The sequence below is a fragment of the Mycobacterium dioxanotrophicus genome, from assembly GCF_002157835.1.
GTDB lineage: Bacteria > Actinomycetota > Actinomycetes > Mycobacteriales > Mycobacteriaceae > Mycobacterium > Mycobacterium dioxanotrophicus.
The window spans coordinates 5,479,218-5,491,422 of the sequence record NZ_CP020809.1 but is presented as its reverse complement, the minus strand read 5'-3'; the positions used below and the strand labels follow the sequence as shown (position 1 = coordinate 5,491,422).

The 12,205-nt window shown below is 66.8% G+C and carries 8 protein-coding genes; 3 read left to right on the top strand and 5 right to left on the bottom strand.

Features of this window, described 5'->3' with window-relative positions:
* Positions 1-16 precede the first annotated feature (16 nt).
* Entirely contained in the window at positions 17-1,219 is a 1,203-nt protein-coding gene (locus tag BTO20_RS26750) for a fatty acid desaturase family protein (RefSeq protein WP_087079016.1), read from the top strand.
* 205 nt (positions 1,220-1,424) lie between these two features.
* On the opposite strand, the gene BTO20_RS26745 is transcribed toward BTO20_RS26750, so the two are convergent.
* Both BTO20_RS26745 and nei2 read right to left on the bottom strand, forming a co-directional pair.
* The gene (locus BTO20_RS26745; protein ID WP_087079015.1) at positions 1,425-3,173 is read right to left on the bottom strand and encodes an HNH endonuclease signature motif containing protein; all 1,749 of its coding nucleotides are present in this window, start codon (positions 3,171-3,173) and stop codon (positions 1,425-1,427) included.
* Positions 3,174-3,323: 150 nt separating this feature from the next.
* Complete coding sequence (nei2, locus tag BTO20_RS26740) at positions 3,324-4,079, bottom strand: endonuclease VIII Nei2 (protein ID WP_087082736.1); 756 nt, start codon at positions 4,077-4,079, stop codon at positions 3,324-3,326.
* Positions 4,080-4,143: 64 nt separating this feature from the next.
* Between nei2 and BTO20_RS26735 the strand changes: the two genes are divergently transcribed.
* The gene (locus BTO20_RS26735) at positions 4,144-5,031 is read left to right on the top strand and encodes an alpha/beta fold hydrolase (protein ID WP_232490862.1); all 888 of its coding nucleotides are present in this window, start codon (positions 4,144-4,146) and stop codon (positions 5,029-5,031) included.
* Here the strand turns inward: BTO20_RS26735 and BTO20_RS26730 are convergent.
* The 3 genes from BTO20_RS26730 to BTO20_RS26720 all read right to left on the bottom strand — a co-directional run bounded on the left by BTO20_RS26730 (position 4,997) and on the right by BTO20_RS26720 (position 11,443).
* Complete coding sequence (locus BTO20_RS26730; RefSeq protein WP_087079014.1) at positions 4,997-9,511, bottom strand: ATP-dependent helicase; 4,515 nt, start codon at positions 9,509-9,511, stop codon at positions 4,997-4,999. The genes BTO20_RS26735 and BTO20_RS26730 overlap by 35 nt on opposite strands.
* A 57-nt stretch (positions 9,512-9,568) precedes the next feature.
* Positions 9,569-10,222, bottom strand: coding sequence for a TetR/AcrR family transcriptional regulator (locus BTO20_RS26725; RefSeq protein WP_087079013.1), 654 nt, complete (start codon positions 10,220-10,222; stop codon positions 9,569-9,571).
* A 798-nt stretch (positions 10,223-11,020) separates the two neighbouring features.
* Complete coding sequence (locus BTO20_RS26720) at positions 11,021-11,443, bottom strand: Hsp20/alpha crystallin family protein (RefSeq protein WP_269770300.1); 423 nt, start codon at positions 11,441-11,443, stop codon at positions 11,021-11,023.
* 275 nt (positions 11,444-11,718) lie between these two features.
* Here BTO20_RS26720 and BTO20_RS26715 point away from each other — a divergent pair, with 275 nt between their 5' ends.
* Positions 11,719-12,132: a heat shock protein transcriptional repressor HspR gene (locus BTO20_RS26715; protein ID WP_087079012.1), complete on the top strand. Its 414-nt coding sequence runs from the start codon at positions 11,719-11,721 to the stop codon at positions 12,130-12,132.
* Positions 12,133-12,205 lie beyond the last annotated feature (73 nt).

Here is a 12,205-nt window from a genome sequence, read left to right as displayed (position 1 = left end):
CCGAAAGGACCATCACATGTCCGAGAAGAAGATCTACACCCTGACCCCCGAACAAGCCGACGCGTTCGGCGCCGAACTCGACGCCATCCGCGAGCGCGTGATCGCCGACCTCGGTGAGCGCGACGCCACCTACATCCGCAACATCATCAAGACCCAGCGCAAGCTCGAGGTCGGTGGCCGCGCGCTGCTGTTCGCCTCGATCTTCCCGCCGTTCTGGCTGGCCGGAACCGCCATGCTCGGGATCGCCAAGATCCTCGACAACATGGAGATCGGCCACAACGTCATGCACGGCCAGTACGACTGGATGGGGGATCCGGCCATCTCCAGCAAGGCCTTTGAGTGGGATACCGCGTGCCCGGCCGATCAGTGGAGGCACTCGCACAACTACATGCACCACACCTACACCAACATCGTCGACATGGACCGCGACATCGGCTACGGCATCCTGCGAATGAGCGAGGATCAGAAGTGGTCGCCGTACTACCTCGGCAACCCCGTCTACGCCTTCCTGTTGATGGTGTTCTTCCAGTACGGCGTGGCATTGCACGAACTGGAGACCGAACGCATCCGGTCCGGCGAGATCAGCATCGCCGACAAGAAGGACGTGCTGCGCGGCATCTGGGCGAAGACCAAGCGCCAGACGCTCAAGGACTACGTGGCCTTCCCGCTGCTGGCCGGGCCGTTCGCGCCGTTCGTGTTCGCCGGCAACATGACCGCCAACCTCATGCGCAATGTGTGGTCGTACATGATCATCTTCTGCGGGCACTTCCCCGAGGGCACCCAGGAGTTTTCCATCGAAGAGACCGAGAACGAGTCCCGCGGCATGTGGTACTTCCGGCAGTTGCTCGGCTCGGCGAACCTGACCGGCGGCAGGTGGTTCCACATCCTGAGCGGCAACCTGTCGTTCCAGATCGAGCATCACCTGTTCCCTGACATCCCGGCCCACCGGCACGCGGAGATCGCCGTCGAGGTCCGCGAGATCTGCGAACGTTACGGTCTGCCCTACAACACCGGCCCGCTGCACAAGCAGTTCGCCAGCGTGGTGCGCAAGATCGTCCGGTTGGCGTTCCCCTGGGGCGGCCGCGGCAAGGATTCCGAACCCGCCGACAAGCCGGTCGAGGTGATTGACTCGGTGGCCGAATCGGTGGTCGACGTGACCGAGCCTGCGGGCAACGATGAATCGGCTACGGCAGAGCGCGAACTGGTGCTCGTGCCCTGACGTCATAACCACTTAGCTCTCCTGAAAGGCGGGGCCGGGAAACCGGCCCCGCCTCTCCTGTTTGTGCGGGCTGCACGGCCGCATCGTCTGGAATCGAGCAGTCGATCATCGTGAGCCGCCGCGGCCCAGCACTCACCGTCACCGGTGCTGCCGGTGAGCTGTTGATGGTCGCGGCGGGCGGGTTGCGCTCCGCCCGCCGCGGCCTCTAGGGGTCGTGGGGCCCGTCGCGGTTGCCGGGCCCCTGTGTGGTGTCGGAGCGGCTGCCGGTGTCTTCGGCCTCTTCACTTGATGGATCGGGATTTTCGGGCCGTTCATCGGTCTCTAGTGCGTCGTCATCGGTGTCCTGGTTGCCCGCGATCTGGGTTGCCTGGTCGTCTGGTTGGGCGTGATCGTCCGGCGTTTCATGCCGATTGGAGTCCGTGCCGGTATCGCTGGTCTCGTCTGCGTGCGAGGGCCGCGACACCTCGGCCTGCGGGCCAGGTTCGATGGGCTCCGAGGGCAGTTCGGCAGGCGTCTCATCGGCATCGTGACCGCCGTCGTCCACACCAATGTCCTCACCGCAGTCGTTGCTGAGTGTCGGTTGGTCGGGGTGGAAGAGGTCTTCGGGGTGCCAGTAGTGGTTGAGGCGGTCTTGGCCGGTGTCGAGTAACGGTGGGGGGATCCATTCCACGCGGCCGTCGTCGCGGACGCGGGTGCTCCAGCCCTGTTCGCTGACCAGGCGGTTGTCTTTGGGGCAGGCCAGGGTCAGGTCGGTGATGTCGGTCTGCCCGCCTTGGGCGTAGTCCCTCTCGGCGTGGTGGCCTTGGCAGCGATCCGGCGGGTGCGAGCATCCGGGTTTGGTGCAGCCGCCGTCGCGGGCGTGCAGGGCCAGGCGTTGCCCGACCGAGGCCAGCCGCTTGGCGCGCCCCAGATACAACGGCACTTCCTTGTGGTTGGCGAACACCGCCAGGTACTGCCGGGCGCGTGCCGCCATGTGAATCACCTGCGGGATCGACAAGCGGATCCCGCTGCCGGTGGTGGCCACCCCGGATAACGATTCCAATTCTCGAACCGTGGTCGAGATCACGACGGATACCGGTAATCCGTTGTGTTGGCCCAATTTTCCCGAGGCCAGCAGCGCGCGCCCCATGGCCAGGAACGCGTCGTGGGTGCGTTGCGCGGCGGTACGCGTATCCGCGGCGATGGCCTCGGCGCTGGGCGTGCCATCGACACATGGATGTTCATCGGCGCGGTTGCACATGCCCGGGGCGGAGAGTTTGGCCAGCATCGGCGCCAAGGTGGCCGCGGTTTCGGCGTCGAGGTAGCCGAAGATCTTGCTCGTCCCGTCGAGGCGTTGCGGGGAGATGACGATCCCGCGACGCCGCTCCTGGACAGACTCCTGAGGTTCGGGGCCGTCCTGGTTGAGCAGATAGGCGATGCGTTCGGCGCAGCGCCGCAGGATGTCCGGGGAGTTGCCGGCGCCGATGCGGGCCAAATCCGTGTCGATCTCGGTGTGGGTCGACGCGTCCAGTGGTACCGGGCATTTGTCGAAGAACTTCTTGATGACCGCGACATGCTCGGTGTTGATCTGGCCGGCGGCTTGGGCGGTGGCGGTGGCCGGCAGCACCGGGGGCAGGGGTTCGCCCGACACCGCGGTGCGCGGGCCGAGCAGGGCTGCCTCGGTGACGCGGCGTTTAGCTTCCGTCGGGCTGATCCGCAGCCGGATCGCCAACGCGTCGGCCCAGCTTTTCGCGCCGATCTCACGCGCGGTGACCCGTGTTTGTGCTTCGGCGAGCAACCGGTGATCGACCGTGGGGGCGCGGCGGGCCTGGGTTTCACGGCGGGACGCCAGCTCCAAGAGCTCGGGCAGGCTCAGCGCGTCGAAGTTCAACCCCGCCAGCTTGTCGCACACCGCGTCGTACTCGTCGAACACCGCCAGGACCGCGTCCCGGTCCACCACGGTGTTCGCAAGCATGTTCGAATTCTACCGCCGCCGCACCCACCCCAAACCAGTTATCCACAACCTGCACTTCATCCACAGGCCCTATGACGCAACACAATTGGCTCGTGCGTTGTCCGTATAATGGCAACCTACTTCAAGCGACGCCTGACGTCCGGCGGGCCTTTACGTCTGGCAGCTGGGACACCAGTACGTCACACGATCGCCGCCGCTGTCCGTCTCGATGAGCGTGCCGCAGCGTCGGCACGGTGAACCGGCCCGGCCGTAGACCCACAGTTGGCGGCCGTTCCTGGTGTCGCCGGTCGTGGTTCGATTCCAGCGGGACCGGTTGAGCCACAGCATGTCTCGTGCTCGCTGCACCACCCGAAGTGGATCGTTCAGGGCGCTGACGGGGGTGGTGGGGCGACGACCGAACACGAAGCAGAGCTCGTTGCAATAGACATTGCCGACGCCAGCCATCACCCGCTGATCGAGCAAGGTCTGAGCGAGCGCCCGGTCCGGGTCGGCCGTGAGGTTGGTGGCCGCGGTACGCGGATCCCAGTCGGTGCCCAGCAGGTCGGGACCGAGGTGCGCGACGGCCTCCATGTCCCGGTCGCGGTCCAGCACTTCGAGGAGGCCGAGGTCGATTCCGGTGGCCCGGTTGTCGTTTGTTTCCAGCACAATTCGTATCCGATGCGGTGCGCCGCCGCCGGTCCAGCCGATCCGCCAGCTGCCTTCCATCTTCAGATGCGAGTGGATGCTGGCCGTGCCGACCCGGATGAACAGATGCTTGCCTCGGCTGACGACTTCGTCGACGACGTCGCCGCTCAGATCGACCGCGGCATACTGCGGCACACGGATATCGCAGCGGGTCAACGTCTTTCCGGCCAGAGCGCTGCGCAGTATGGCGGCGGTGTGAAAAACGGTGTCGCCTTCGGGCATCTCCTTATTGAACAGCTTCTCTGCCCGCGGCTTCAACATTCCCGTCGATGGGTATGTGATGGAGATGATCCGACCTGTGCACCATCGGCGGATCGCCGTCGATGGTATTGATGTGTTCTATCGGGAAGCGGGGCCGCCCGAAGCGCCGGTGGTGTTGTTGCCGCACGGCTACCCGTGCTCGTCCTATGCGTACCGCAACCTCATGCCGGCCCTGGCTCATCGATGGCGATTGGTGGCTCCCGATATGCCTGGATTCGGTTACAGCGCAACTCCTTCGCCTGACGAGTTCGCCTACACCTTCGACTCGTACGCAGGCTTCCTGCAGTCGTTCGTCGACGCCGTGGGCTTGTCGCGCTACGTGGTGTGGCTGCATGACTACGGTTCGCAGTTCGGCTTCCGGTTGGCCCTGAGCCGTCCGGATCAGATTGCCGGCCTCATCATCCAGAACGGTGATATCTACGCCGATGCATTCGGGCCCAAATACGATTTCCTCAAGAAGTTGTGGGACGAGCCGGGTGCGACGTCGAGGCGGCGGATCGCCGAACACGTCACCCTCGACGGGTTCAAAAGCGAGTTCGTAGGAGAGTTACCGCCCGACATCGCCGATCAGATCAGCCCTGACCTGTGGGTCCTGCACTGGTCGTTGATGTCGACGCCGGAGCGCCTGGCCAACGCCGTCCGGCTTCTTGAGGATCAGCCGTCGACGCTCGAATGGTTTCCGCGTGAGCAGGCCTACCTACGCGAGCAGCGACCGCCCACGCTCATCGTTTGGGGTCCGTACGACGGCTACATGCCGGAGAAGTCCGCCAGGGCCTATCTGCGTGACCTCCCGGATGCGGCACTGCATGTGCTCGGCGGTGGCCACTGGTTGTTGGAAACGCACCTCGGCGAGGTGATCCCACTCGTCGATGATTTCCTCACCGCAGTCGAAGGCCTCGTGGTGTCCGGCTGAAGCCGGCGGTCGTCAGCGCGTCTTGCACGACGCTCCGTTCGTCGTCGGCGCCCGGGTCGAGCACGGCAGTGCCGTTGACGCGCTCCACCAACAGTGATGGCACGCGACCGGAGCCGACCAGATCGGCCAGCGCTGCCGCGGCGGCCCGCTGTGCATCAGCGTCGGAGCCGAAGCTGAGCAGCGACTTGCCGCCACGCTCGAGGAACCACACGAGCTGCCCGTCCACCAGCGCCACCAACGCACCGGCCTTACGGCCGGGACGGTGGCCAGATTCGCCGTCATCGGGCCAGCCCAGCGCGGCACCGTACGGATTCGCAGGATCTGTGGCGGCGAGTACCACGGCGTGGTACTCGGGCCGCTGCGGGTCGACACTGTCCAGATAGGACCGCAACCGATCGACGGTCGACGCCGCGGCGAACTGCGCGCCACCAAGTGATTCGACGAAATATCCGCGTTGACACTGCCCGGCGTCCTCAAATGCGCTGAGCACCTTGTAGAGAGTGGCGAAGCCGCCAGGCACCCCTTCGGCGTTGACCGCGCCCTTGGTGAGCACACCGTGCCGGCCGAGCAGCAGTTCGGCATGGAAATGTGCGCGCACTGTCGAATCGGGTTCGGGGCCGGGCAGCGCCGACCACCGTCCGGACACGGTCGGATCGGCGGCGCGAGCCTGCGGGCGGGCCACGCTGTAGCGGCTCAGCCGTGGCGGTCGTTGCCGCTGTCGGTGCGCGGGGGTGCCGGTGCGGCGCGGGCCCGCCAGCACGGCCCGCACCGGAGCGAAGGTGTCGCCGGTGACCCATCCGGCCCAGATGAGTTCCCACAACGCGGCTTTGAGCTCATCTGGGGCGAGTCCTTCGGCGAGCTGACGGAAGAAATACGCTCCGCCGGCGCCCAGGGTTTCCATGATCGTGCGGTGGGTGTCGGTGAACTCGATCTCGGTGGGTGCGGCCAACGTCAACGGCACGGTGTCGGCCTGGTGGAATGCGATCCAGCCGTCGCTGCCACCGATCTGCCCGATGCCCGACCAGATGACCTCACCGGAGGCCAGCAGTTCGTCGAGCATGGCGGGCTGGTAGTCGCGCACGCGCTGGCCGAAGACGAGCGATTCCACGGCCGAGGCCGGTATGGGTACACCGGCGAGTTGATCGATCACCGCAGCGAGCCCGTCGATACCGGTACTGTGCGACGACCCGACATGCTGCCAGGACGGTAGGAACCTTGCGTACGCCGTGGTGGACACCGGTTCCACCTGAGCCCGCAGCGCCGCCAGCGACCGCCGGCGCAGGATCTTGAGCACTTCGGCGTCGCACCACTGATCGCCGGCCAGGTCCGCGACGAACTCGCCCCGCACCATGCGATGGTCGACCGCCATGCGGCCCAGCACGTCAGCGGTCACGCGGAGTCCCAATCCGAACCGCGCCGCCGCGTCGGCCGTGGTGAACGGACCACGCGTGCGGGCGTAGCGACCGAGCAGATCGCCGAGCGGATCGGCGACCGATTCGGTGAAAGCGACGGGCACGCCGATCGGCACCGGCACCCCCACGCCATCACGGAGCAGACCGATGTCTTCGACGGCCACCCACCACGTCTGCCCTGCGAAGCTGACCGGAAGCGCCCGTTTGGCGGCGTGCAGACCGTCGAGCCAACCCCCGACGGCCTCGGCCGTGCAGCGCTCGGCGATCTCTGCCTCGGTGAGCGGGCCGAGCAGCCGCAGCAGATCGGCCACGCCCTCGGCATCGCGTGCCGCCCGCTCCGCGGTGAGGTGCTGCAGTTGCGCGGCGGTCGACGCGATCACCGCCGGGTCGAGCAGCTCCCGCAGTTCCACGCGGCCCAACAGCTCCGAGAGCAGGACCGTGTCCAGCGCCAGCGCCGCGGCCCGTCGTTCGGCCAGCGGGCTGTCGCCTTCGTACATGAAGGCGCCGACGTACCCGAACAACAGCGACGCCGCGAATGGCGACGGGGTGGCGGTCTCGACATCGACCACCCGCAGCCGACGCTGGGCGACCTTGCGCATGAGCTCGGTCAGCGCCGGCACGTCGTAGACGTCCTGCAGGCATTCCCGGACCGCCTCCAGCACGATCGGGAAGTCGGGGTACTTGCGTGCGATGTCGAGCAGTTGCGCGGCGCGCTGGCGCTGATGCCACAGCGGTGAGCGTTTCCCGGGGTGGCGCCGCGGCAGCAACAGGGCTCGGGCGGCGCATTCCCGGAACCGGGAGGCGAACAGCGCCGAACCGCCCACCTCGGCGGTGACGATCGATTCGATCTCGTCGGCATCGAAGACGAAAAGGTCGGCTCCTGGCGGGTTTTCACCGCCATCGGGCAATCGCACGATGATGCCGTCGTCCGATGCGGTGGGCTTCTCGTCGATGCCGTACCGCTCCCGCAGCCGCCGCCCGACCGCCAGTGCGAGCGGGCCGTGCACCCGCAGCCCGTACGGCGAATGCAGGATCACGCGCCAGTCGCCGAGTTCGTCGCGGAATCGCTCGACCAGCAGGGAGGTGTCGCTGGGGACGATACCGGTGGCCTCCCGCTGCTCACGCAACAGCTGATGCAGATTGTCGGTCGCATATCCTGCGAAACCCATTGCCCGGCAACGAACATCGAACGTCGCACGGTCCAGTGCGGCGAGTTCACCGGTGAAGGCGCCGACCGCCGCCCCCAGTTCAGCCGGGCGGCCCACACTGTCACCGCGCCAGAACGGCAGCCGCGCGGGTTGTCCGGGCGCCGGGATCACCAGCACCCGGTCGTGGGTGATCTCGGTGATCCGCCAACTCGTGGCGCCCAGCGAGATGACGTCGCCGGGCCGCGACTCGTAGACCATCTCCTCGTCGAGTTCGCCGACCCTGGAGGGCTTTTCGGAGTCGGTGGCCAGGTACACGGTGAACAGCCCGCGGTCGGGGATGGCGCCGCCGGAAGTCACCGCCAGCCGTTGCGCACCGGGGCGCGCGGTCAGCGTGCCGGAGTCGCGGTCGTAGACCAGTCGCGGCCGCAGCTCGGCGAACTCGGTGGACGGGTACTTGCCGGACAGCAGGTCCAGCGTTGCCTCGAAGGCGCTACGAGGCAGGGTGGCGAACGGTGCACTGCGTCGTACCGCGTCGAACCAGCCCTCGACATCGAGCGGTTCGAGCGCGGCCGCCGCAACGGTGTGCTGGGCCAGCACGTCGAGCGGGTTAGCCGGCACCTTCATGGTCTCGATCTCGCCCGCCCGCATACGCTGCACCGTCACCGCACAGCCGATCAGATCGGTGCGGTGTTTGGGGAACAGCACGCCCTGGGAGATTTCGCCGACCTGATGCCCGGCGCGGCCGATGCGCTGCAGTCCGCTGGCCACCGACGGCGGTGCCTCGACCTGGATGACCAGGTCCACCGCACCCATGTCGATGCCGAGTTCCAGGCTCGAGGTGGCGACGACGGCACGCAGCCGGCCGCTCTTCAGATCGTCTTCGACCTGGGCGCGCTGCTCCTTGCTGACCGACCCGTGGTGAGCCTTGGCGAGCAGAGCCGGTGCGCCGTTGGCCTGGCCGCTGGCCATCAGCTGCGCCGGGGCGCCACCACCCACTTGCGGGTTTCGGTCGAGCGTGAGTTCGATGCCGGCGCGCTCGGCGTGAATTTCGTTGAGCCGCGAGGTGAGTCGCTCGGCGAGGCGGCGGGAATTGGCGAACACGATCGAGGAGCGGTGCGCCTCGATGAGGTCGACGATGCGTTCCTCGACGTCGGGCCAGATGCTGTTGTTGTCGAGATTGGCCATGTCGGGCACAGGCACCTGCACCGTCAGGTCAAACGTCTTGCTGGCAGGGGGAGCAACGATGGTGGTCGGCGCGGGCCCCGACAGGAACCGGGCCACTTCCTCGGGCGGCCGAACCGTCGCCGACAGCCCGATCCGCTGCGCAGGCGTGTCCAGCAGCTGATCCAGACGTTCCAGGGACAGCGCCAGGTGCGCCCCGCGTTTGGTGGCCGCAACGGCATGCACTTCGTCGACGATGACGGTCTGCACGGTGGCCAGCGTTTCCCGGGCCGCCGAGGTGAGCATCAAGAAGAGCGACTCGGGGGTGGTGATCAGGATGTCGGGTGGTTTGGCGATCAGGGCGCGCCGCTGGTTGGGCGGGGTGTCCCCGGAGCGCAGGCCGACGCTGATGGACGGTGCGGGCAGACCCTGGCGTTCGGCGACGCGGGTGATGCCGGTCAGCGGTGTCCGCAGGTTGCGTTCGACGTCGACGGCCAACGCTTTCAGCGGCGACACATAGAGCACCCGGGTGCCTGTGCCTGCGGAGCCCGCCTGCTGTTCGAAGGCCAGCCGGTCGATCGCCCACAGGAATGCCGCCAGGGTCTTGCCCGACCCCGTCGGTGCGATGACCAGGGTGTTATCGCCCTTGGCGATGGCAGCCCAGGCCTGCGCCTGCGCGGGCGTCGGCTCCGGGAACGCGGTCGCGAACCACTCCCGGGTCAGCGCGCTGAACCGGGCCAGTGGATCGGGTGGAGCCATCCGTCCATACTGCCGCGTGGCACCGACAAGTAGCCGGCGTGAGAGGCCGACCGACTGCTAGCGGTTCTCCTGAGAGGCGGCGCAGACCAGTTCGGTGGGCAGTCCGGGAACCCGGCCGACGGCGTCGAGCAGGGCGTGCGCGCACGAATCGGCGACGAAACCGGCATCGATCGAGGGGTCGACGAGGCGTTGGCGGCACATCTCGAAGGTGAACGCCAGCCAGCCGTAGATCGTGGCCCGCAGGTCGCGCTCCAGTTTCGCGTCCAATGGCTGCGACGCCGCCTCGGCGATGCGGCCCATGATCCGATTGGCCTGCCGGTCGTTGTCGATGTCGTCGATGCCCCGCAACACGGGGTCGGCCCGCCCCATGCCCATGTAAGCGGCCCATGCACCGTGCGGATGTTCCTCGTCGTAACGCAGGTAGGCCATGACACCGGCGCGTAATTGGCCGAAGAGGCTCTGGCCGGGTTCGGGGGCGGTGTCGGTGGCGGCGAACAGGCGCTCGCCCTCGGCGCGGACAACGGCGGCGAAGAACGCCCGCTTGTCGGGGAAATAGTGGTACATCAGGGCGCGAGACACCCCGGCGCGCTCGGCGATCTCGTCGATGCGGACCTCGTCGTAGGGGCGCTGGCCGAACACCTCGGCTCCCAACGCCAACAGCTCACTGCGCCGATCGGCGGGGGAGAGACGTCGTCTCGCCTCGGCACCCACCCGGCCAGCTTAACTTCGGCGGCCGGTCTGCCGTCGTAAGGTCGGCCAGTTGACGCAAGGAAGGGGCCGGCGACATCGCACAGCGACTGTCCGTGCCGGGCCCGGGTTGCGTGGGCGAAGGACGCCCCCACGGCAGTCGGGGGCGAGCGTTGGGTAGCCCAGACGTTCATGGAGCGCCGTCGCGTCGGTTGAGCATGTCTGCGGGGGAATGCCATGTCCGACAGGTCCTTTCGACGTTGCGCGGTGAGCGCACCGAGACGAGTCGGCACGGTCCGTGCGGCGGGCAGCTCCAGGTACGACGCTGCAGCCCGGCCCGACTGTTCGTCGGCCATGAGGCGCATCCACTCGGCCTGCACAATCGCCGCCGCCTCATCGATCACGGCAGAAGGCTCGAGCCCGACGGCTGTGGTCTCATACATCTCGCACCCCCTCTCGCTTCAGAACCTCGGTGTCGCACAACGTGTCATGCCCTGACGGCGCGCAATCTGACAGTGGTGCCAGGGTGGGCACGGGTGCGCATCTCCCGCGCCCACCCTGGCTCGATAACTGCCGCGCGGTCCACGTGGAGCGGGCCACGATCAGTGGCGGTGCGTGCGCGTTGGGCGCGTCAGCCGCTGGCTTGTCGTCGCAATCGGTGTGGACGGCACGGCGTTACCGAAGGTCTGTACTACTGCGGAATTCTCGATGTTTGATATCCGGGTATTGAGGCATCACCTCCTCGCGCTGACGCTTGGGCATCGGGTGGCAGGGCCGCGGCCGGGGTCGGTGCCGGGCGACAATGCCGCGGCCCTGACGATCTCAGGCGTTGATCGCCGTCTGTTGACCGTCGCGGCTGATCGCGATGCGCCGTGGCTTCGCCTTCTCGGCGACCGGGATGGTCAACCGCAGGACCCCGTCGTGGTAGCCGGCCTCGATCTTGTCCGTGTCGAGATTCTCGCCGAGGAACACTTGGCGGGTGAAGACGCCTCGTGGTCTCTCGGCACTGAGCATCTCCCGGTTTTCATCCACGTCGGGGCGCTCGGCGCGCACGGTCAGCACATTGCGTTCGACGTCGAGGTGCAGCGAGTTCGCCTGTACCCCTGGTAGATCGAACTCGATGATGAACTGTTCGCCATCGCGCCAGGCGTCCATCGGCATGATCGCAGGCCGAGCGGCGGTACCGAGTGCCTGCTGGGTCAGTCGATCCAGTTCACGGAACGGATCTGTGCGCATCAACATCATGGTTCACCTCCCAAGTTGCGGAAGATAATCTATGTAAGTCGATATAGCTTTGTGATACCACTAGATGCATGTGTGCGCAAGGTTCACGACGGAGATTTTTGGCCGTGTCCGGTCGGCGCCCCGTGTGGATCTGCTGAAGCGCCCATCATATTTTGCGTGTCCACAGGCTTGGAAAACCTGTAGGCGAACGCATAGCCTTGTCATATCGGCGGTTTCGCCTTTGCTGGGATGGACATGGGTGCAGGAGGTTTGGTGATCGGGAACGGAGACACGGCGTGACCGGGGAGCAAAAAGCGTCGCGGTCCGCGCGCGGCGTCTACGGCATCTCGGTCGCCGCCGAGCTGTCCGGGATCGGACCGCAGACGCTCCGCCTGTACGAACGCTCCGGGCTGCTCAGCCCGGCACGCACGGCCGGGGGCACGCGCCGTTACAGCGACGACGACATCGAGCAACTGCGGCGGATCACCGAGCTGGTCGAGCAGGGCGTCAACCTGGCCGGCATCATGCAGATCCTTGATCTACAGGACAAGAACAGTCAGCTGGAGTCCGACAACAACAAGTTGGAAGAGCGCAACGCGGCGCTCGAAGCAGAACAACCCTCCGAGCCGCAGCAGGACGCGGCAGCACGCCAGCGCCGCAGCCGTGGCCCTGGACGCCATCCCGGCACGTCGAAGCACCCTGCTCAGTAGGCCGACTTCCACCATCGAATTCCGGTTGGCCGCATGATGTTTGCGGAAAGAACCATCGGGCGCCCGCCGCGGC